Origin of the sequence: Pseudoruegeria aquimaris (assembly GCF_900172235.1) — a bacterium.
In the GTDB taxonomy this organism is placed as follows: Bacteria; Pseudomonadota; Alphaproteobacteria; order Rhodobacterales; family Rhodobacteraceae; genus Pseudoruegeria; species Pseudoruegeria aquimaris.
Genome location: NZ_FWFQ01000020.1, coordinates 24,444 through 45,575, shown reverse-complemented (window position 1 = coordinate 45,575; position 21,132 = coordinate 24,444). Strand labels below are relative to the sequence as shown.

At 66.4% G+C, this 21,132-nt stretch carries 23 protein-coding genes and 1 tRNA gene; 21 read left to right on the top strand and 3 right to left on the bottom strand.

Features of this window, described 5'->3' with window-relative positions; all coding sequences use genetic code 11:
• Positions 1-24 precede the first annotated feature (24 nt).
• Together PSA7680_RS13680 and PSA7680_RS13675 are read right to left on the bottom strand one after the other, a co-directional pair.
• The gene (locus tag PSA7680_RS13680) at positions 25-993 is read right to left on the bottom strand and encodes a TAXI family TRAP transporter solute-binding subunit (RefSeq protein ID WP_085869279.1); all 969 of its coding nucleotides are present in this window, start codon (positions 991-993) and stop codon (positions 25-27) included.
• Between the two features lie 32 nt (positions 994-1,025).
• Positions 1,026-1,910, bottom strand: coding sequence for a MurR/RpiR family transcriptional regulator (locus PSA7680_RS13675; protein WP_085869278.1), 885 nt, complete (start codon positions 1,908-1,910; stop codon positions 1,026-1,028).
• 139 nt (positions 1,911-2,049) lie between these two features.
• Between PSA7680_RS13675 and PSA7680_RS13670 the strand changes: the two genes are divergently transcribed.
• The 13 genes from PSA7680_RS13670 (at position 2,050) to kynU (ending at position 15,138) form a co-directional block, all read left to right on the top strand.
• On the top strand, positions 2,050-3,369 hold the full coding sequence (locus PSA7680_RS13670; RefSeq protein ID WP_085869277.1) for an aspartate aminotransferase family protein: 1,320 nt from the start codon (positions 2,050-2,052) through the stop codon (positions 3,367-3,369).
• A 19-nt stretch (positions 3,370-3,388) separates the two neighbouring features.
• Positions 3,389-4,135: a beta-keto acid cleavage family enzyme gene (locus PSA7680_RS13665; RefSeq protein ID WP_085869276.1), complete on the top strand. Its 747-nt coding sequence runs from the start codon at positions 3,389-3,391 to the stop codon at positions 4,133-4,135.
• A 122-nt stretch (positions 4,136-4,257) separates the two neighbouring features.
• Positions 4,258-5,829 (top strand): glycerol-3-phosphate dehydrogenase, encoded by a 1,572-nt coding sequence (glpD, locus tag PSA7680_RS13660; protein ID WP_085869275.1) that lies wholly within the window; start codon positions 4,258-4,260, stop codon positions 5,827-5,829.
• 57 nt (positions 5,830-5,886) lie between these two features.
• Positions 5,887-7,374, top strand: a complete 1,488-nt coding sequence (gene glpK, locus PSA7680_RS13655; protein ID WP_085869274.1) for a glycerol kinase GlpK — start codon at positions 5,887-5,889, stop codon at positions 7,372-7,374.
• 136 nt (positions 7,375-7,510) lie between these two features.
• Positions 7,511-8,311 (top strand): S49 family peptidase, encoded by an 801-nt coding sequence (locus tag PSA7680_RS13650; protein WP_085869273.1) that lies wholly within the window; start codon positions 7,511-7,513, stop codon positions 8,309-8,311.
• A gap of 3 nt (positions 8,312-8,314) precedes the next feature.
• A complete protein-coding gene (locus PSA7680_RS18740) occupies positions 8,315-8,479 on the top strand; it encodes a hypothetical protein (RefSeq protein WP_176244141.1) in 165 nt (54 codons plus the stop codon).
• Between the two features lie 3 nt (positions 8,480-8,482).
• Positions 8,483-9,442, top strand: coding sequence for a calcium/sodium antiporter (locus PSA7680_RS13645; RefSeq protein WP_085869272.1), 960 nt, complete (start codon positions 8,483-8,485; stop codon positions 9,440-9,442).
• 29 nt (positions 9,443-9,471) lie between these two features.
• Positions 9,472-10,254, top strand: a complete 783-nt coding sequence (locus tag PSA7680_RS13640; protein WP_085869271.1) for an SDR family oxidoreductase — start codon at positions 9,472-9,474, stop codon at positions 10,252-10,254.
• Positions 10,255-10,577: 323 nt separating this feature from the next.
• A complete protein-coding gene (gene uvrC, locus PSA7680_RS13635) occupies positions 10,578-12,449 on the top strand; it encodes an excinuclease ABC subunit UvrC (protein ID WP_085869270.1) in 1,872 nt (623 codons plus the stop codon).
• A gap of 18 nt (positions 12,450-12,467) precedes the next feature.
• A complete protein-coding gene (gene pgsA / locus PSA7680_RS13630; RefSeq protein ID WP_085869269.1) occupies positions 12,468-13,139 on the top strand; it encodes a CDP-diacylglycerol--glycerol-3-phosphate 3-phosphatidyltransferase in 672 nt (223 codons plus the stop codon).
• A complete protein-coding gene (gene moaD / locus PSA7680_RS13625; RefSeq protein WP_139838659.1) occupies positions 13,136-13,384 on the top strand; it encodes a molybdopterin converting factor subunit 1 in 249 nt (82 codons plus the stop codon). The genes pgsA and moaD overlap by 4 nt, the downstream gene beginning before the upstream one ends.
• Position 13,385: 1 nt before the next feature.
• Complete coding sequence (locus tag PSA7680_RS13620) at positions 13,386-13,835, top strand: molybdenum cofactor biosynthesis protein MoaE (protein WP_085869268.1); 450 nt, start codon at positions 13,386-13,388, stop codon at positions 13,833-13,835.
• Positions 13,836-13,944: 109 nt separating this feature from the next.
• A complete protein-coding gene (gene kynU / locus PSA7680_RS13615; RefSeq protein WP_085869267.1) occupies positions 13,945-15,138 on the top strand; it encodes a kynureninase in 1,194 nt (397 codons plus the stop codon).
• A gap of 103 nt (positions 15,139-15,241) precedes the next feature.
• Here the strand turns inward: kynU and PSA7680_RS13610 are convergent.
• Positions 15,242-15,316: transfer RNA gene (locus tag PSA7680_RS13610), tRNA-Thr, on the bottom strand.
• A 165-nt stretch (positions 15,317-15,481) separates the two neighbouring features.
• Here PSA7680_RS13610 and PSA7680_RS18735 point away from each other — a divergent pair.
• The 8 genes from PSA7680_RS18735 to PSA7680_RS13570 are packed head-to-tail and all read left to right on the top strand — an operon-like array spanning position 15,482 to position 21,132.
• Positions 15,482-15,634, top strand: a complete 153-nt coding sequence (locus PSA7680_RS18735) for a hypothetical protein (RefSeq protein ID WP_176244143.1) — start codon at positions 15,482-15,484, stop codon at positions 15,632-15,634.
• A gap of 13 nt (positions 15,635-15,647) precedes the next feature.
• Positions 15,648-16,913 (top strand): UDP-N-acetylglucosamine 1-carboxyvinyltransferase, encoded by a 1,266-nt coding sequence (murA, locus tag PSA7680_RS13600; RefSeq protein ID WP_085869265.1) that lies wholly within the window; start codon positions 15,648-15,650, stop codon positions 16,911-16,913.
• Positions 16,913-17,392, top strand: a complete 480-nt coding sequence (locus PSA7680_RS13595) for a DUF2948 family protein (protein WP_085869264.1) — start codon at positions 16,913-16,915, stop codon at positions 17,390-17,392. Before murA ends, PSA7680_RS13595 begins: the two co-directional genes overlap by 1 nt.
• A 4-nt stretch (positions 17,393-17,396) precedes the next feature.
• Entirely contained in the window at positions 17,397-18,701 is a 1,305-nt protein-coding gene (gene hisD / locus PSA7680_RS13590) for a histidinol dehydrogenase (protein WP_085869263.1), read from the top strand.
• Between the two features lie 4 nt (positions 18,702-18,705).
• Positions 18,706-19,185 (top strand): UPF0262 family protein, encoded by a 480-nt coding sequence (locus PSA7680_RS13585; protein WP_085869262.1) that lies wholly within the window; start codon positions 18,706-18,708, stop codon positions 19,183-19,185.
• Positions 19,186-19,187: 2 nt separating this feature from the next.
• Entirely contained in the window at positions 19,188-19,658 is a 471-nt protein-coding gene (locus tag PSA7680_RS13580; protein WP_085869261.1) for an arsenate-mycothiol transferase ArsC, read from the top strand.
• Positions 19,655-20,239 (top strand): GNAT family N-acetyltransferase, encoded by a 585-nt coding sequence (locus PSA7680_RS13575; RefSeq protein ID WP_085869260.1) that lies wholly within the window; start codon positions 19,655-19,657, stop codon positions 20,237-20,239. Before PSA7680_RS13580 ends, PSA7680_RS13575 begins: the two co-directional genes overlap by 4 nt.
• Positions 20,236-21,132, top strand: a complete 897-nt coding sequence (locus PSA7680_RS13570; RefSeq protein ID WP_085869296.1) for a carbon-nitrogen hydrolase family protein — start codon at positions 20,236-20,238, stop codon at positions 21,130-21,132. Before PSA7680_RS13575 ends, PSA7680_RS13570 begins: the two co-directional genes overlap by 4 nt.

Sequence of the window (21,132 nt, the reverse complement as noted above, 5' to 3'; positions counted from 1 at the left end):
GCTCCGCCCGGTGTCAGGCGTGGATTACTCGATCCAGCCCTTTTCGCGGTAGTATTTCTCGGCACCCGGGTGCAGCGGGGCGGAGAGGCCGGCCGTTGCCATTTCCTTGGGGTCGAGGTTCGCGAAGGCCGGGTGCAGCTTCTTGAAGTCTTCGAAGTTCTCGAAGACGGCAGACACCACGGCGTAGACGGCCTCGTCGGAGACGGCGGTGGAGGTCACGAGCGTAGCGCCGACACCGAAGGTCTTGGTGTCGTCGGGGTTGCCGCGATACAGCCCGCCGACGATGGTGGCGTAGCGGTAGTAGGAGTTGGCGTCCACCAGTTCCTTGATTTCCGGGCCTTCCACGTTCACCAGCACGGAGTCACAGGCGGTGGTGGCTTCCTGGATGGAGCCGGAGGGGTGGCCAACGGTGTAGACCATCGCGTCGATCTGGTTGTCGCAGAGGGCGGCGGATTGCTCGGCGGCCTTCAACTCGGTGGCCAGTTCGAAGGTGGAGGTGTCCCAGCCCATCTTCTCCATCACCACTTCCATGGTGCCGCGCTGGCCGGAACCGGGGTTGCCGATGTTCACGCGCTTGCCCACGAGATCCTTGAAGTTCTTGATGCCGGAATCGGCGCGGGCCACCACGGTGAAGGGCTCCGGGTGCACGGAGAAGACCGCGCGCAGATCCTTGAACGGGCCCTGCTCGGAGAACTTCGAGGTGCCGTTGTAGGCGTGGTACTGCCAGTCGGACTGGGCGACGCCGAATTCCAGCTCGCCTTCGCGGATGGTGTTGATGTTGTAGACGGAGCCGCCGGTGGATTCGACGGAGCAGCGGATGCCGTGCTCCTTGCGGCCCTTGTTCACGAGGCGGCAGATGGCGCCGCCCGTCGGGTAGTAGACGCCGGTCACGCCACCGGTGCCGATGGTGATGAACTCCTCCGCGTAGGCGGCCGGGGCAGCCATCATGCCGACGGCAGCAGCCGCGACCGTGAGTTTCAGTTTGTTGAACATCTGTACACTCCCTTGGTTCGATGTCTCAATTGTTACTCTTCTTCATCTCCGTCCCAAAAATCTTCGAGACGGCGATTGCCGGATTCCACTGTCTTGATCCGCGTTTCGGCCTCTTGTCCTGAGCGCTCCACGAGCATGCCGATCATCGTTTCGAGCAGAACGAGCGTTGCGGCATAGGAAGAGAAAAACTGCGGGCTGTCAGTGGGAATAATGAAGGTGTTAGACGCATATTTGACGGCAGGGCAAGTATGCGTGTCGGTGATGACGATGACGTAGGCGCCTTTCTCCCGCGCCATTTCGGCGGTGAGGATCGAGCGGCGCGCGAACGGGGGCTTGGTGAGGATGATCACCGCGTCCTGTTCGGTGAGGTGGGTGAGCGTCGTGCTGACGGAGGCGCCCATCCGCCCGGCCATGCTCCAGTTCGGGGTCACGAAATTGGCCATGTAGCTGAGGTATTCGATGATGCCGGTGGAGCCGTAGGCACCGTAGACCACGACGTTGCGGGCGGCGTGCAGGGCCTCGACGGCGGCGTCCAGCCGCTGGGGATCGATCAGTTTGGGCAATGCGGAGATGTTGGCGATGCAGGCGGCGGCCTGGCGCTCCAGGAAGGGCGGCTGTTTCCCGGTTTCCGCGTTGGCGACGATCCGGCCGGCCTTCTGCGAGAAACTGGCGGACTTGCGCCCGATCGCCGAGCGCGTCAGTTCGCGCATGTCTTCGTAGGTCTCGAACCCCAGCGCCCGGGCCAGCCGCGAGAAAGTGGCCGGCGAGACGCCGGAGGAATGGGAGATCGAGCGCAGCGAGCGGGTGGAGACATCGATCGGGTTGGCCGCCACGAAATCGGCCGCGGCACGAAGCTTCGCACTCAGGCCGCTGTATTCCGCCGCAATGGCTTCCTCGATCGAAATCCGGCTTTGCATCTAGCCCCCCTGAAATTGAAACTGAACGTTTCAGGTGTTTTAAGGATTGTCAACATTTGAAACATCTGTTTCATACTTGACCCGCGGATGCCCCTGCCGTTGCACATGTTTACAGGGGTTCTGGGAGTAGGATCCTGATATGTCCCATGTTTTCGGACGCAGCTGCAAAGCCTCCCTGCCGGTGATTTCCCACGGCGAGGGCGTTTATCTCATCGATGATTCGGGGAAAAGCTATTTCGACGGATCCGGCGGCGCGGCCGTCTCCTGCCTCGGGCATTCCGATCCGGACGTTACGGCGGCCATCAAGGCGCAGCTGGACCAGGTGGCCTTCGCCCACACCGGTTTCTTCACGTCCCGGCCCGCCGAGGCGCTGGCCGACAAGCTGGTCGAACACGCGCCGGAGGGCATCGAGCACGTCTATCTCGTCTCGGGCGGATCGGAGGCGATGGAGGCGGCGCTGAAGCTGGCGCGGCAGTATTTCCTGGAGATCGGCCAACCGGAGCGCGTGAACATCATCGCGCGGCGGCAGAGCTATCACGGCAACACGCTCGGCGCGCTGGCGACGGGCGGCAACATGTGGCGGCGGGCGCCCTTCGCGCCGCTGATGATCAACACCACCCATATCTCGCCCTGCTATGAATACCGGGGCCGGGAAGAAGGCGAGAGCGCCTTTGACTACGGCCAGCGCGTGGCCAACGAGCTTGAGGCCGAGATTCAGCGGCTGGGGCCGGAAACGGTCATGGCCTTCGTTGCCGAGCCCGTGGTGGGGGCCACGGCAGGCGCTGTGCCGCCGGTCGAGGGCTATTTCAAGCGCGTGCGCGAGATCTGCGATGCCCATGGCGTGCTGCTGATCCTCGACGAGGTGATGTGCGGCATGGGGCGCACCGGCACGCTCTTCGCCTGCGAGCAGGAGGGCGTGCGGCCCGACATCCTGGCCATCGCCAAGGGGCTTGGGGCCGGCTACCAACCGATCGGTGCCATGCTCTGCTCGAATACGATCTTCGCGGCGATCCGCGATGGTTCGGGCTTCTTCCAGCACGGGCACACCTACATGGCGCACCCCACCGCCTGCGCCGCGGCGCTGGCGGTGGTGACGAAGCTCACCGACGGCGGGCTGGTGGCGCAATGCGCTGCGCGCGGGGCCGAACTGAAGGCCGCGCTCGAAGCGCGCTTCGGCCAGCATCCCCACGTGGGCGACATCCGCGGGCGCGGCCTGTTCCTCGGGCTGGAACTGGTGGAGGACCGTGCCACCAAGGCGCCGTTCGATCCCAGGCTGGGGCTGAACAAGAAGATCAAGGCCGCGGCATTCGATGCGGGGCTCATCTGCTACCCGATGGGCGGCACCATCGACGGGCGGACGGGCGACCACATCCTGCTGGCCCCGCCCTTCATCATGGAGTCCGCGCATGTGGGCGAGGTCGTCGGCAAGCTCGAAACGGCCCTGAAAGCGGTGCTCTGAAACCATGTTGCCAAGATTGATGGTTGCGCCCACGGGGGCGCGGCGCGGCAAGGCCGATCATCCGGCCCTGCCGATCACGCTGGATGAGATCATGGCCGAGGCCCGCGCCTGCCGTGAGGCCGGGGCCGACGGGCTGCACCTGCATCTGCGCGATGCCGAAGGGCGTCACCTGCTGGATGCGGGGGCCTACCGGGAGGCGCTCGCCGCATTCGAGGCGGCGATGCCGGGCTTCTTTGTGCAGATCACAACCGAGGCTGCGGGCCGCTACCGTGCGGATCACCAGCGGCGCGTGGCGCTCGAAAGCGGAGCGCGGGCCGTTTCGGTGTCCATCGCCGAGATGACGGTGGGAGAGGCGGCGCGGGCGGCGCCGGCTTTCTACGTGACCTGCCACGAGGCGGGAATCGCGGTGCAGCACATCCTCTACGATCCGGCGGAGCTGGACCTGCTGGCCCGCATCCTGCCCGCCGGGCTGTTCCGGGATCCCGCCCTGCAACTGATCTGCGTTCTGGGCCGCTACACCGGCGCGGCCGGCAGCGACCCGGCGGCGATCGCCGGCTTCACCGCCGCCTTCGCCCGGCACGGGATTGCGCCGGACTGGGCGCTCTGCGCCTTCGGCCCTCAGGAGACCGCCTGCCTGCGCGCCGCCATGCGGCTGGGCGGGAAAGCCCGGGTGGGCTTTGAAAACTCGCTCTGGAACGCGGATGGAAGCCTCGCCGCCAGCAATGCCGAGCGCGTGCGCGACGTGATGGCCGCTGCCCTGTGTTGATCTTGCTCTCTGTTGATCTCGCCCTGTGTTGATTTTCGATTAGGCGCTAAATTCTTCGTTTACGCGCAAAAGCGAACATAGTAATGATGCGCGCATCTTCCTTTGCGGCAGGAGCGCGGATCATGAGCGAGACGACGGACCTCTTCATCATCGGGGGCGGCATCAACGGCTGCGGCATCGCGCGGGATGCGGCCGGCCGCGGGCTTTCGGTGCGGCTCGTCGAGATGAACGATCTGGCCTCGGCCACGTCCTCGGCCTCCACCAAGCTGTTCCACGGCGGGCTGCGCTACCTCGAATTCTTCGAGTTCCGGCTCGTGCGCGAAGCGCTGATCGAGCGCGAAGTCCTGCTCACGGCAATGCCGCACATCAGCTGGCCGATGCGCTTCGTTCTTCCCTACTCGCCGGATATGCGGTTCGAGAGCGACACGCCCACCTCGCGCCTGCTCTCCACGGTGATGCCGTGGATGAAGGGCCGCCGCCCGGCATGGCTGATCCGGCTGGGGCTGGCGATGTATGACACGATGGGCGGCCGCAAGATCCTGCCCGCCACGCGGAAGGTGAACCTCGAGACCGACCCGGCAGGCGCGCCGCTGCAGCCAAAGTTCTCCACCGCCTGGGAATACTCCGATTGCTGGGTGCAGGACGCCCGCCTCGTGATCCTGAACGCCCGCGACGCCGAGGCGCGCGGGGCCGAGATCCTGCCGCGCACCAAGATGCTTTCGGCGGAGCGGGAAGGCGATCTCTGGAAGATCCGCACCCGGAACACCGAGACCGGCGAAGAGGCCGAATACCGGGCGCGCGCCATCGTGAATGCCGGCGGGCCGTGGGTAGAGGACGTGATGACGGGCAAGCTGCGCCGCAACACCGGCGAAAGCATCCGGCTCGTGCGGGGCTCGCACATCGTGGTGCCCAAGCTCTACGATCACGACCGCTGCTACTTCTTTCAAGGAGAAGACGGGCGCATCATCTTCGCCATTCCCTACGAAGAGGATTTCACCCTGATCGGCACCACCGACGCCGACCACGAGGATCTGGACGCCAAGCCCGTCTGCACGCCCGAGGAGCAGGCGTATCTCTGCGCCTTCGCGTCGAAGTATTTCAAGCAGCCGATCACCACCGACCAGATCGTCTGGACCTACTCCGGCGTGCGCCCGCTCTATGATGACGGCGCCAGCTCCGCCACGGCGGCGACGCGGGAATACGTGCTCTCGATGGACGAGGCGCCCGGCGCGCCGCTCCTGAACGTGTTCGGGGGCAAGATCACCACCTACCGCAAGCTCGCCGAGGCCGCGATGGCCAAGCTCGCGCCCCGCCTCGGCAACGACAAGGGCGACTGGACGGCCGGCGTGCCTCTGCCCGGCGGCGATTTTGCCTATGGGGATCTTGGCAAGCTGCACGCCGATCTCGCGGCGGAATATCCCTTCCTCACCCCGGCGTGGCTGCGCCGGATGGTGAAGGCCTACGGCACCGAAACCCGCGCCATCCTCGGCTCCGCACGGGAGGCCGGCGATCTGGGCCGCGATTTCGGTGCGACGCTCACCGAGGCCGAACTGCGCTGGCTGATGGAAAAGGAATACGCCCGCACCGCAGAGGACGTGCTCTGGCGGCGCGGCAAGCTGGGCCTGAGGCTGTCCGCCGAGGAAGCCGCCGCCGTGGAGGCGTGGATGGCCGCGCAGCTGGCGGGGAAGGCTTGATCACCCGAGGCGCAACGCCGAAGGTGCAGGGAAACGAATGACATCGGGGGAGGTTTCATGACCTATGTAATGGCGATCGATCAGGGCACCACGTCCTCGCGCGCGATCCTGTTTGACGGCGAGATGAAGATCGCCGCCGTGGCGCAGGAGGAGTTCACCCAGCATTTCCCGCAGTCGGGCTGGGTCGAACATGCGCCCTCGGACCTGTGGGAGACGGTGCAGCGCACCGCGCGGGCGGTTCTGGAGAAGCAGGGCGCTTCGGCCGGCGATATCGCCGCCATCGGCATTACCAACCAGCGCGAAACCACCGTTGTCTGGGACAAGGCCACAGGTGAGCCCGTCTACAACGCAATCGTCTGGCAGGATCGCCGCACCTCGGCCTATTGCGCCGAGATGCGAGAGGCCGGGCACGAGCCGATGGTGACGCACAAGACGGGCCTGCTGCTCGATCCCTATTTCTCGGCCACCAAGGTGCGCTGGATCCTCGAAAACGTCGAGGGTGCGCGGGCGAAGGCCGAGGCGGGCGAGCTGCTGTTCGGCACGGTGGACTGCTACCTGATCTGGAAGCTCACCGGCGGGACCGTCCATGCCACCGACGCCACCAACGCCGCGCGCACGATGCTCTACAACATCCGCGAAGGCCGCTGGGACGACGAGATCTGCGCCGCCCTCGGCGTGCCGATGTCGATGCTGCCCGAAGTGCGCGACACCGACGGCGATTTCGGCGAGACCCTGCCCGAGATCCTGGGTGCCCCGGTGCGCATTCTGGGCGTGGCGGGCGATCAGCAGGCGGCCACCGTGGGGCAGGCCTGTTTCGAGCCGGGGATGATGAAATCCACCTACGGCACCGGCTGCTTCGCCCTTCTGAACACGGGCGATACGCTGGTGGAAAGCAAGCACCGGATGCTGGGCACCATCGCCTATCAATTCGGCGGCAAGCCGACCTACGCGCTGGAAGGCTCGATCTTCATCGCCGGCGCGGCCGTGCAATGGCTGCGCGACGGGCTGAAGGTGATCGAGAGCGCCGCCGATACCGCCCCGCTGGCGGAAAACGCCGACGACAGCCAGGAGGTGATCCTCGTGCCGGCCTTCACCGGTCTCGGCGCCCCCTACTGGAACGCCGACAGCCGCGGCGCCATCTTCGGGCTCACGCGCAACACCGGCCCGGCGGAATTCGCCCGTGCCACGCTGGAAAGCGTGGGATACCAGACGCGTGACCTGCTCGAAGCCATGCGGGCCGACAGCGGCGATGCCGGCCTCGGGAAGGTTCTGCGGGTGGACGGCGGCATGTCGGCCAGCGATTGGACGATGCAGTTCCTCGCCGACATCCTGGACGCCACGGTGGACCGCCCGACGATCCTTGAAACCACGGCGCTGGGCGTGGCCTGGATCGCGGGCAAGAATGCCGGGGTCTACCCCGATCAGGCGGGCTTCGGGGCCACATGGGCGCGGGAGAAGCGGTTCACGCCGGAAATGCCCGGTGGTGTGCGCAGCCGCAAATACAAGGCCTGGAAGCGCGCGATCGAAGGCACGCTCGTCTACTGAGCGCGGCGTAGGCGCCCAAGGCCGCCTGGCCCCCTTGTTTTCAAGGGGGCTTCGCCCTTGGGCAGAGCCGCAACAGTGGCACAGCATTTTCGCCCCCTCCTTGTTGTGGGCAGGGGGCGGCTCTACATGAGCCTCCATGAAGTGCTGGATCCCCTCGTTCAAATCCCCGCCGAAGGTTGCGGTCGTTCGCCTTGCCGGCGTGATCTCCGCCAACGGGCGCGGTGCGTCCCTGAATGACGAGACCATCGGCCCGGTGCTCGAACGCGCCTTCCGGAAGGGCAGGCCCAAGGCCGTGGCGCTGGTGCTCAACTCGCCCGGCGGATCGCCGGTGCAAAGCTCCCTGATCGGAGCGCGCATCCGCAGGCTCTCTGAAGAACACGGCATCCCCGCCATCGCTTTCGTGGAAGACGTGGCCGCCTCCGGCGGCTACTGGATCGCTTCCGCGGCCGATGAGATTTGGGCGGATGAAAGCTCCATCGTGGGTTCCATCGGCGTCATTTCGGCGGGGTTCGGGCTGGATGTCTGGATGAAGCGGCAGGGGATCGACCGGCGCGTGCACACCGCCGGCGAGAACAAATCGATGCTCGACCCCTTCCGCCCGGAAGACCCGAAGGACGTGGCCCGGCTGAACGCCCTGCTGGAACAGCTGCACGACACCTTCAAGGCCCAGATCATCGCGCGCCGGGGCGGCAAGCTGCCGGAAGGCGTGGATCTGTTCACCGGCGAAGTCTGGCTCGGCCGCAAGGCCGTGGAACTGGGGCTGATCGATGGCATCGGCCATCTGGCCCCGAAGATGAAGGAACGTTTCGGAGACAAGGTGAAATTCCTGACCTACGGCCCCAAGCGGCCGTTGCTGCGCCGCTTCGGCGCACAGATCGCAACCGATGCCCTTGACGGCATCGAGGAACGTGCGCATTTCGCACGCTTCGGGCTCTAGGCCGTGGTCAAGATCGTCACATTCTTCCTGATCGGCATGGTGATCCTCGCCATGTTCGGCAAGCTCCGGTTTCCGGGGCAGAACAAACTCGCCAGCCGCAGATGCCCAGGTTGCGGCCGGTACAAACTGGGGCGCGGCCCGTGCGGTTGTGGCCATGGAAAGGCGTAAGTAATGGATTGGCTATATGTGGCCGTAGGCCTCGTCATTCTCCTGCTGGGGGGAGATGCTCTGGTGCGTGGGGCAGTGAATCTCAGTCTGAGGCTGGGCGTTCCCGCGCTCATCGTGAGCCTCACCATCGTGGCTTTCGGCACCTCGGCGCCGGAATTGTTGATCTCGGTGGGCGCCGTGCTGGAAGACGTGCCCGGCATTGCGCTGGGCAACGTGATCGGCTCCAACACGGCCAACATCCTGCTCGTTCTGGGCCTGCCGGCGCTTCTGGCGCCGATGCATACCAGTGAATGCGACTCCCGCCGCAACTACCTGTTCATGATCGCCGCGAGCCTCGTGTTCATCGCGCTCTGTTTCCTCGGGCCGCTGACATGGTGGCACGGGCTCATCCTGCTGGCGGGCCTCGGCCTGATTCTCGGCGACACCTTCCGCGCGGCGATGAGCCATCGGGCGAACGGTTCGGGCTGCGCGCTCTCGGAGGATGAAGAAGAGGTCGAGGGCGCGGACCCGGAGATGTCCGGCACCAAGATCACGATCTACATCGTGCTCGGCCTCATCGGCCTGCCGCTGGGGGCCGAACTCCTCGTGGAAGGGGCGGAAAACCTCGCCCGCACCTTCGGCGTGCCGGAGACGGTCATCGGGCTGACGCTGGTGGCGCTGGGCACCTCGTTGCCGGAGCTTGCCACCACCGTGATGGCGGCGCTGCGCAGGCAGGCGGACGTGGCGCTGGGCAACGTCATCGGCTCCAACATGTTCAACCTGCTCGCGATCATGGGGATCACCTCGCTCGTCGGCCCGCTGCCGGTGGCGCGGGGCCTGCTGCATTTCGATCTCTGGGTCATGCTCGGCGCCTCGGTGCTGCTGGCGCCTTTCGTTTTCTGCAGGATCGACATCACACGCGGCTGGGGATTTCTGCTGACGGCACTATACCTTGCCTACGTGGGGCGGTTCGTATTCATCTGACCCCGCCGCAAAACCTTGGAGGATTGGGCATGGCGCAGACGGCATTGGTGACGGGTGCGGCACGGCGGTTGGGCCGGGCGATGGCGCTCTACCTGGCGAAGCGGGGGTTCGACGTGGCCGTCCACTACCAGGGATCGGAAGCCGAAGCGCTCGAAGTGGTCGGCGAGATCCGCGCCATGGGTCGCAGGGCGGAGGCATTCCAGGCCGATCTGGTGCAGGATGAAGGCATCGACGGTCTGTTTCCCCGCGTCGTGGCGGCCTTCGAAGGGCCGGTGACCTGCCTCGTGAACAACGCCAGCGTCTTCGACTACGACAACATCCACACCGCCACCCGCGAAAGCTGGGATCGCCACCTGCAGAGCAACCTGCGCGCGCCCTTCGTGCTGACGCAGGCGCTTGCCGCGCAGGCCCCCGCGGCGGGGCGGGATGAACGCGGCGAGCCGCTGGCCTCTTCCCTCGTGGTCAACATGCTGGATCAACGGGTCCGCAAGCTGACGCCGGAATTCATGACCTACACCATCGCCAAGATGGGCTTGTGGGCCTTTACCCAGACGGCCGCGCGCGCGCTGGCGCCCGATGTCCGGGTCAACGCGATCGGCCCGGGGCCGACGCTGAAGGGCGCGCGCCAGAGCGAGGCGCATTTCGCAAACCAGCGTGCGGCCACGGTGCTCGGGCGGGGCTCCAATCCCGAAGACGTGACGGGCGCGCTCGGGTATTTCCTCGATGCGCCGGGGGTCACGGGGCAGCTCATCTGCACCGATGGCGGGCAGCATCTGGCTTGGCGCACGCCTGACGTGCAGGGGCCCGAATAGGGGCTGAAACAGGGGGAAACGCGCCTGCGTAGGCCTGCCGGCGGCGAAAGTTTTGCACCGATCACGGGGCTGTTACAGAACTGTTAGAAAATCTTAATGTTTTCAGGCAGTTGCAAGTGATAGTAAAAAATTTGCATAAAAATCAAATAGATGGGGAGCTGCCTATTTTTTCAGCATCTCAAAGAATTGGCAGGAAATATTGGGTTTTTCGCGCCGCTCAGTAACTTGTCACCAGAGTTATCCCCAGATTCCGTGGAAAGCTTCCCTCTTGCCGGGGGCGTGATTAAATTGCAGCCCGGGCAAGAATCACGGGCAGGTGCAGCATGAGCGACGAGCTATCCGAAGAACGGCCGCTCACCGGCCACGCGCTGATCCACAGCCTGCTCAAGACATTGGACAATTCTCCCGGCGTCTACCGCATGCTGGATGCGCAGGGGCGGGTGCTCTACGTGGGCAAGGCGCGCGCGCTGCGCAAGCGGGTATCCAACTACGCCAACCCCCACGGCCACAGCGGGCGGATCCTGCGGATGATCAGCGAAACCGCCTCGATGATGTTCCTCACCACGCGCACGGAAACCGAGGCGCTGCTGCTGGAGCAGAACCTGATCAAGCAGCTCAAGCCCAAGTACAACGTGCTGCTGCGGGACGACAAAAGCTTTCCCAACATCCTCGTTTCCAAGAACCACGCCTTCCCCCAGATCAAGAAACACCGGGGCCGCAAGGCGGAGAAGGGCGAGTACTATGGGCCCTTCGCCTCGGCCGGGGCGGTAAACCGCACTCTCAACCAGCTCCAGAAGGTCTTCCTGCTGCGCAACTGCACCGATGCCACCTTCGAGAGCCGCACGCGCCCCTGCCTGCTCTACCAGATCAAGCGCTGCGCCGGCCCCTGCGTGGGGCTGATCTCGGAGAAGGATTACGGTGCGCTCGTCAAGGATGCCGAGCGCTTCCTGCAAGGCCGCAGCACCCGGGTGCAGGAGGAACTGGCCGCCCAGATGCAGGCAGCCTCGGATGCGATGGAATTCGAGCGCGCCGCCGCGCTGCGCGACCGCATCCAGGCGCTGACGCAGGTCCAGACGGCGCAGGGCATCAACCCGCGCGGCGTCGCCGAGGCCGACATCGTGGCCCTGCACATGGAAAGCGGCCAGGCCTGCGTGCAGGTCTTCTTCATCCGGGCCAACCAGAACTGGGGCAACAAGGATTACTACCCGGCCACCGGCGCCGGCGCGGAGGCGCCCGAGGTGCTGCAGGCCTTCCTCGGCCAGTTCTACGACGGCAAGACGCCGCCGCGGCAGATCCTGCTCTCCGACGACATCGAGGATCGGGAACTGCTGGCCGAAGCCCTTTCGGAGAAGGCCGGCCGCAAGGTCGAGATCATGGTGCCGCAACGTGGCGAGAAGGCCGAACTGGTGGCCGGCGCGCTGCGCAACGCCCGCGAAAGCCTCGCCCGCAAGATGAGCGAGACCGCAACGCAGGGGAAACTTCTGAAAGGGCTTGCGGAGGCCTTCGGCCTCGACGGCCCGCCCCGGCGCATCGAGGTCTACGACAACTCCCACATCCAGGGCACCAATGCCGTCGGCGCGATGATCGTCGCCGGGCCGGAAGGCTTTCTGAAGAACCAGTATCGCAAGTTCAACATCAGGGGCGATGACCTGACGCCCGGCGATGACTTCGGGATGATGAAAGAGGTGCTCACCCGCCGTTTCAAGCGCCTGCTGAAGGAGGATCCGGACCGCACCTCCGGCACCTGGCCCGATCTCTTGCTGATCGACGGCGGCGCCGGGCAGGTCTCAGCCGTGGCCGGGATCATGGCGGAACTGGGCGTGGAGGACGTGCCGATGGTGGGCGTGGCCAAGGGCGTGGACCGCGACGCCGGCAAGGAGGAATTCCACCGCCCCGGTGCGCGCCCCTTCGCGCTTCGCCACAACGATCCGGTGCTCTATTTCATCCAGCGCCTGCGCGACGAAGCCCACCGCTTCGCCATCGGCACCCATCGCGCGAAGCGCGCCAAGGCCGTTTCCGCCACGCCGCTGGATGACATCCCCGGCGTCGGCCCCACCCGCAAGCGCGCGCTTCTGGCGCACTTCGGTTCGGCCAAGGCGGTGAGCCGCGCCGGGTTGTCGGATCTGAAGGCCGTGGAGGGGGTCTCCGATGCGCTGGCCGAAACCATCTATGACTTCTTCCATGAGAAGTCCTGACGCGCTAAAGCTTTGCCCATGACCTGGAACCTGCCCAACATCCTGACCGTCCTGCGCCTGCTGGCCGCCCCCGCGCTGGGGCTCGTTTTCCTCGGCCTTTCCGCGCCCTACGCCGAATGGATCGCGCTCCTGCTCTTCATCGGCGCCTCGCTCACCGATTGGGTGGACGGCTACCTCGCCCGCGCCTGGAAGCAGGAAAGCCGCTTCGGCGCCATGCTGGATCCGATCGCCGACAAGGCGATGGTCGTCATCGCCATCATGGTGCTGGCAGCGCTTTCCGGGCTGAACTGGCTGGTGCTCGTGCCCTGCGTGCTCATCGTGTTCCGCGAGGTCTTCGTCTCCGGCCTGCGGGAGTTCCTCGGCGCGGAGGCCAAGCTGCTCAAGGTCACGAAACTCGCGAAATGGAAGACCACCGTGCAGATGGTGGCGATATCGGTGCTCTTCGCCCGCGCCCTGTTCGAACACTACCTCGGCATGCAGACCTTCGGCATGGACGAGGCCACCGTCACCGCCGTCCTGGAAGGCTCCTCGCCCGACACGCTGGGCATCGGCTGGAAGGTCACGGCGGTGCAGGCCACGGCCTATCTCGGCATCGCCCTGCTCTGGCTCGCCGCCGTGCTGACCGCGATCACGGGCTGGGATTATTTCTCGAAGGCGCTACCCTTCCTGCAGGACGGAGAACACCAATGATCGACGTGATGTATTTTGCCTGGGTGCGCGAACGCATCGGCCTGCCGAAGGAGAAGGTCGAAACCGAGGCCGCCACGGTGGCGGAACTAGTGGACGAGCTGAAGGCGCGCGAAGAGCGCTACGCGGCGGCTTTCGCGGATACCACCGCCCTGCGTGTGGCGGTGGACCAGGAGCTCACCGATTTCGACGCCCCGCTCGCCGGTGTGCGCGAGGTCGCCTTCTTCCCGCCGATGACGGGCGGCTGAGATGAAGGTCCGTGTCCAGAGCGCAGCCTTCGATTTCGGCGCCGAGGCCAATGCCTTCGCGGCAGGCCGCAAGGATGCGGGGGCCGTGGTCACCTTCACCGGCATCGTGCGCGATCTGGCGCGCGGCGATCTGGACCGGATGGAGATCGAGCACTATCCGGGCATGACGGAGAAGGCGATCGAGGCCATCGCGCGGCAGGCGCAGGAGCGCTGGGCGCTCAAGGATGTGCTCGTTATCCACCGGCACGGAGTCCTCGAACCGGGCGACATGATCATGATGGTCGCCACGGCCGCGCCGCACCGCGTCGATGCCTTCGCCGCGGCCGAATTCCTGATGGACTACCTGAAATCGCGGGCCCCCTTCTGGAAGAAGGAAGTCACCGCGAACGGCGCGCAATGGGTGGAAAGCCGCGACGAAGACGAAGCCGCGCTCACCCGCTGGTCCGAGTAGCGCCCACTTTGTTCCCCAAATATCCCCGCCGGAGGCAGGAAAGTTTTGCCCCTCGGCGCCGGTTTTGCCAAGACTGCCCTCAGGCAAGACAAACACCCGGAGCCCCAAGATGCCATCTGCCCTGCCGCGCAAGGATTTCTTCGATCTCCCCGAAGGCGTGATCTACCTCGACGGCAATTCTCTCGGGCCGCTGCCGCGGGGCGCGGAGGCACGTGTCGGCCAGGTGTTGCGGCAGGAGTGGGGGCAGCAGCTCATCAAGGCGTGGAACACCGCTGGCTGGATGGCCATGCCCGCCCGCGTCGGCGATCGCATCGCCCGGCTCATCGGGGCGCCCGCCGGTTCGGTCGCCACGGGGGATACGCTGTCGATCAAGGTCTACCAGGCGCTGGCGGCGGCGCTGCGCATGGCGCCCGGGCGGCGGGTGGTGCTGTCGGACACGGGCAATTTCCCCTCCGATCTCTACATGGCCCAGGGGCTGATCGGCACCATCGGCAAGGGGCACGAGCTGCGTCTGGCCGAGCCCGAGGCAGTCATCGATGCGATCACCGACGAAGTGGCCGTCGTGATGCTGACCCACGTGGACTACCGCACCGGCCGCCTGCACGACATGGAGGCCATCACCAGGGCCGCCCATGACGCCGGCGCGGTGATGATCTGGGATCTGGCCCACAGCGCCGGCGCCCTGCCGCTGGAGATCGCCGCCAGCGAGGCGGAATTCGCGGTGGGCTGTTCCTACAAGTATCTCAACGGCGGCCCCGGCGCCCCGGCCTTCATCTACGCCCGCCCCGACATCATCGATCACGTCCAGCCCGCGCTGGCGGGCTGGCTGGGCCATGATGCGCCCTTCGCGATGGAACTGGGTTACCGCCCGGCGATGAGCACGGAGCGTCTGCGCGTGGGCACGCCGCCGATCGTCCAGCTTGCGATCCTCGATCACGCGCTGGATGCCTGGGAGGGGGTGGACATGGGCGATCTGCGCGCCGCCTCCATCCGCCTGTCGGAACGGTTCATTACAGAGGTCGAATCCCGTTGCCCGCAGCTGCGGCTGGCCTCGCCGCGCGACCCGCAGGCCCGCGGTTCGCAGGTCTCCTTCGCCTTCGACGAGGGATACGCTGCGATGCAGGCCCTGATCGCGCGCGGGGTCATCGGCGATTTCCGCACGCCCGACATCATGCGCTTCGGCTTCACGCCGCTCTACCTGGAGGAATCGGATGTCGTCCGCGCGGCGGAGATCATCGGCGAGGTCATGACCGAGGGGCTGTGGCAGGATCCGAAATACCAGGTCCGCGCGCGGGTGACCTGAGGCCTTCCGCCCGCCTTGGGAGCGCCTTGCTTCCAGGCAAAACCGGACAAACCGCTCACCAAGCGCCGGGACGCGGTACCGTATCAATTCTTCGGAGGGGAAGTGGTGCTGCTGGAGAGAATTGAACTCTCGACCTCTCCCTTACCAAGGGAGTGCTCTACCTCTGAGCTACAGCAGCATGCCGTGTGAGGCGGGTCTTTAATGGTTCGCCGCAGGGGGTGCAAGCGCCTTTTTGCAAGAAATCGCACGCGGCCGGCGGAGCGGTGAAAGCCGTTGCGTTTTCGCCGGTGCGCGGGGCCTGCGCTCTCTGGACCCCTCGCAGGTGCTGCGCTACAGAGAGTGCATGGAAAAACCTTCGCAAAAAAAGGCCGCACCGGCCGCCAAGCAGAGCCGTGAAGAGCGGCTCAAAGCGGCGTTGAAGGCAAACATGCAGAAGCGCAAGGCACAGGCGCGGGCCCGGAAGGCTTCCGGTTCCCCGCAGGACAAGGCGGACTAGGTAGGGCAGTCACATGGATTCGATCGTCGTCACGGGCAATGGCCCGCTCAATGGCACCATTCCGATCGCGGGGGCGAAGAATGCCTGCCTCACGCTCATGCCGGCCACGCTGCTGAGCGAGGAGCCGCTGACCCTGACCAATGCGCCGCGGCTTTCCGACATCAAGACGATGACGGCGCTGCTGCAATCGCTTGGATCCGAGGTGAGCAGCCTGCAGGACGGCCAGGTGCTGGCGCTGTCCAGCCATGACGTTAACAACCAGAAGGCCGAGTATGACATCGTGCGCAAGATGCGCGCGTCGATCCTCGTTCTTGGCCCGCTGCTGGCGCGCTTCGGCCATGCGGTGGTGTCCCTGCCCGGCGGCTGCGCCATCGGCGCGCGCCCGGTGGATCTGCACCTCAAGGCGCTGGAGGCCATGGGGGCAGAGCTGGAGCTGAAGGAAGGCTACGTGCACGCCAAGGCGCCGGGCGGGCTGAAGGGCGGGATCGTGGAATTCCCCTTCGTCTCCGTCGGTGCCACCGAGAACGCGCTCATGGCGGCGACGCTGGCCAAGGGCACGACCGAGATCCGCAATGCCGCGCGGGAGCCCGAGATCGTGGATCTCGCGCACTGCCTCAAGAAGATGGGCGCGCAGATCGAAGGCGAGGGCACCTCGACCATCACCATCCAGGGCGTGGACCGTCTGCACGGCGCGACTCACCCGGTGGTGACGGACCGCATCGAACTGGGCACCTACATGCTGGCGCCGGTCATCACCGGCGGCGAGGTGGAGCTCCTGGGCGGGCGGATCGATCTCGTCGGTGCCTTCTGCGAGAAGCTCGACGCCGCCGGCGTGAACATCGAGGAAACCGAGCGCGGCCTGAAGGTCTCCCGCCGCGGGGATCGCGTGAAGGCGGTGGACGTGACGACCGAGCCCTTCCCCGGCTTCCCGACCGACCTGCAGGCGCAGATGATGGCGCTGCTCTGCACCGCCGACGGCACAAGCGTGCTGGAAGAAAAGATCTTCGAGAACCGCTTCATGCATGCCCCGGAGCTGATCCGCATGGGGGCCAGGATCGACGTGCACGGCGGCCATGCCACGGTCACCGGCGTGGAGCGCCTGAAGGGCGCGCCGGTGATGGCCACGGATCTGCGGGCCTCGGTTTCGCTGATCCTCGCCGGCCTGGCCGCGGAAGGCGAGACCGTGGTGTCCCGCGTGTATCACCTTGATCGCGGCTACGAACGAGTGGAAGAGAAACTGCGCGCCTGCGGGGCGCTGATCGAAAGGATATCCGGCTGATGCAGGAAGATGCCCGTTTCGAAGACGGCGGAGAAGCGCCGCTGCACCTGAAGGCGCTGGATGCCGAGGATCTGCAGGTTCTGGCCACCCTGACGCAGGACGCGGTCTTCCCGGCCTCCGAGATGACGTGGCAGCCGAAGGAGCGCCGCTTCGCGCTGCTTCTGAACCGGTTCCGCTGGGAGGATCAGCCCAACGCCGAGAAGCGCCGCCGCCCCTACGAGCGCGTGCAATCGGTGCTGGCGTTCGATTCGGTTCTCAGCGTGCAGAGCCAGGGTGTCCGGCGCGGCGATGCCGACACGGTTCTTTCGCTGCTGTCGATCGACTGGACGCCGGGCGAGGACGCCGAGGGCTTCGTGGAGCTGACGCTTGCCGGCGATGGCGCGATCCGGCTTCATGTCGAATGCCTCGAAGCCACGCTGAAGGATGTCACGCGCCCTTACATCGCGCCCTCGCGGGCCGCGCCCCACCACCCGGATTGATCCAGTGCCCCTGTTCCTGAATGCTTCCGATGCCTCTTTCGAGGCCGATTTCGCTGCCTTCCTGACCACCAAGCGGGAGGATTCGCCGGATGTGGATTCCGTGGTGGCCGAGATCATCGCCGATGTCCGCACCCGCGGGGATGCGGCGGTGATCGAACTCACCGAGAAGTTCGACCGGCTCGCGCTCACCCCCGACACGCTGGCCTTCACTCCCGAGGAGATCGCGGCGGAATGCGCCAAGGTCTCGCCCGAGGAGCGCGCCGCGCTGGAACTGGCCGCGGAGCGGATCCGCGCCTACCACCAGCGTCAGCTGCCCGAGGATGCCCAGTGGGAGGATGCGTCCGGCGCGACGCTGGGCTGGCGCTGGGGGCCGGTTTCGGCCGCCGGGCTCTACGTGCCGGGCGGGCTGGCGTCCTACCCGTCTTCGGTGCTGATGAACGCCATTCCCGCCAAGGTGGCCGGAGTGGAGCGGCTGGCCATCGTCGTGCCCACGCCCGATGGCGTCACCAACCCGCTGGTGCTGCTGGCCGCGCAGATCGCCGGGGTGGACGAAATCTACCGCATCGGGGGTGCGCAGGCCGTGGCCGCGCTGGCCTACGGCACCGAAACCATCGCCCCGGTGGACAAGATCACCGGCCCCGGCAATGCCTTCGTGGCCGCCGCCAAGCGACGTGTCTTCGGCAAGGTCGGGATCGACATGATCGCCGGGCCGAGCGAGATCCTCGTGATCGCCGACAAGGACAACGACCCGGACTGGATCGCGGTGGACCTGCTGAGCCAGGCCGAGCACGACGAAAGCGCCCAGTCCATCTTCATCACCGACGATGCCGATTTCGGCAAGGCCGTGGCCGCCGCGGTGGAGAAGCGCCTCGAAACGCTCGAACGCCGCGCCATCGCCGGCGCGAGCTGGCGGGATTTCGGTGCGGTCATCACCGTGCCGGATCTCGACGTGGCCGCGCAGCTTTCCGACCGCATCGCGCCGGAGCATCTGGAGCTCTGCGTTGCCGATGCCGAAAGCTATGCCGACAAGATCACCCACGCGGGGGCGATCTTCATCGGAGCCTATACGCCCGAGGCCATCGGCGATTACGTGGGCGGGCCGAACCACGTGCTGCCCACGGCGCGTTCGGCGCGCTTCTCTTCCGGCCTTTCGGTGCTGGATTTCATGAAACGCACGACGCTTTCGCGCATGACGCCCCGCGCCTTGGCCGCCATCGGTCCGGCGGCGGAGCGGTTGGCGATCTCCGAAAGCCTCGAAGCGCACGGGTTGAGCGTCCGGGCGCGGCTCGATGCGCTGAACGAAGGGTAGGGCGATGAGCAAGCTTGTCCGGGTCGAGATCGACGACGCGGGCCTTCCGGCCCCCACGCCCGAGATCGAACAGGAGCGCAAGGTCGCCATCTTCGACCTGCTGGAAGACAACAGCTTCGCGCTTCCGGGCCGGGAGGGGCAGGAGGTGCCCGCCGGGCCCTACGGGCTCGTGCTGGCGATCCGCGAGCGGCGCCTCGTGTTCGAGATCACCACCGAAGCGGGCGAGAAGGTGGTTGATTTCCACATGTCGCTCGGGCCGTTCCGGCAGGTGGTGAAGGATTACTTCCAGATCTGCAAAAGCTACTTCGACGCGGTGAAGAAGCTTCCGCCCAGCCAGATCGAAGCCATCGACATGGCCCGGCGCGGGATCCACAACGAAGGCGCCCGCGTGCTTCAGGAGCGGCTCGAAGGCAAGGCGGAGGTGGACATCGACACCGCCCGCCGCTTGTTCACGCTGATCTGCGTGCTGCACTTCGGGCGCTGATCATGGGGGACGTGCAGATCCCTTCTTCCGTTCTCTTCTGCTGCGATCACAACGCCGTCCGCTCTCCGATGGCCGAAGGGATCACCAAGGCGCTCTGCGGGCAGGCGATCTACGTGCAGTCCGCCGGGGTGCGGAACGACCTCGAGATCGACGGCTTCGCCATCGCCGTCTGCGAGGAGATCGGCGTGGAGATCGCGCGCCACCGCTCGCGCTCCTTCGAGGAGATGCAGGCCTGGGGGGACGATCTCTCGGGCTACGATCTCATCGTGGCCCTGTCCCCCGCCAGCCAGCGCATGGCGCTGGAACTGACGCGCTACGCCCATCTCGAGGTGGAATACTGGCCGGTGCTCGATCCCACCGGCCTCGGTGAAACGCGGGAGGCGAAGCTCGCGGCCTACCGCCAGACCCGAGACCAGATCCGGGAGCGGGTCCGCACGCGGTTTGCGGCCCTGATCGGAGCCGGGAAAGGATGACGGAGATCCGCATCCTGAAAGGCGCGGCCCTGCGCGATGCCTTGCCGGACCTCGCGCGCCTGCGGATCACCGTATTTGCGGAATTTCCCTATCTCTACGACGGCAGCGAGGATTACGAACGCCGCTATCTCGCGACCTACGAAACCAGCCCCGGCGCGGTCGTCGTCGCCGCGATTTCGGAGGGGCGCGTCGTGGGTGCGGCCACGGGCACGCCGATGGAGGATCACGCGGTGGAATTTGCCGCCCCGCTGGCCGCCGCCGGCCTCGCGCCTGAAACCTGCTTCTACTGTGCCGAATCCGTCCTGTTGCCGGAGTTTCGCGGGCAGGGGCTGGGCCATGCGTTCTTCGATGCGCGCGAGGCCCACGCGCGGGCGCTGGGGCGCAGGCACGCCGTCTTCTGCGCCGTGGTGCGCCCCGAGGATCACCCCGCCCGACCGCGGGGCTACCGCCCGCTGGACGGTTTCTGGCGCAAGCGGGGCTATGCGCCGATCGAAGGGGCCTTCGCGCACTACAGCTGGACGGACATCGGCGACGACGGGCAGACGGAGAAACCGATGCAGCTATGGAGCCGCACCCTGTGAAGATCGCCACCGCCGCCTATCCCATCGACTGGTTCGACAGGCCTGACGCGATGGCCGAAAAGGCCCGCCGCTGGGTGGCGGAGGCCGCCGGGGACGGGGCCGATCTGCTGGTGTTTCCGGAATACGGCGGCATGGAATGGGCCAGCCTCGCGGGGCCGGCGGTGCGGGGCGATCAGGCCGCCTGCACCGAGGCTGCCGCCGCCCGCTGGGATCTGGCCGACGCGCTCTTTTCCGGTCTGGCACGGGAACATGGCGTGCACATCCTCGGCCCCTCCGCGCCGGTGGACGGCGGCCACGGCACCCATGTCAATCGGGCCGGCTTCTACCGCCCCGACGGCGCGAAGGCCCATGCCGACAAGCAGATCATGACGCAATACGAGCGTGAAAGCTGGAGCCTGCGGCCCGGCGAAGGGCCGGCCATCGTGGATACCGCGCTGGGCCGAATCGGCATCCTGATCTGCTATGACAGCGAGTTTCCCCTGCTGGCGCGCGCCCTTGCCGAGGCCGGGGCCGAGATCCTGCTGGTGCCCTCCTGCACCGATGCCCCGATGGGCTACCACCGCGTGCGCATCGGCTGCATGGCACGCGCGCTGGAAAACCAGATGATCGTGGTGCAGGCGGTGACGGTCGGAGCGGTGGACTGGTGCCCGGCGGTGGATGAAAACCACGGTGCGCCGGCGGTCTACGGCCCGCCGGATCACGGGTTTCCCCCCGATGGGGTGATCACGCAGGGGCCGATGGATCGGGCGGGCTGGACCTACGCCGAGGTGGACCTGGAGGCCGTGCGCAACGTGCGGCGCGCGGGGCAGGTGCGCAACTTTTCCCACTGGCCGGAGCAGCAAGGGCGCGTCCCCCACGTCACTTTTCTGCAATTCGGTGCCGCGCCCCCTTGA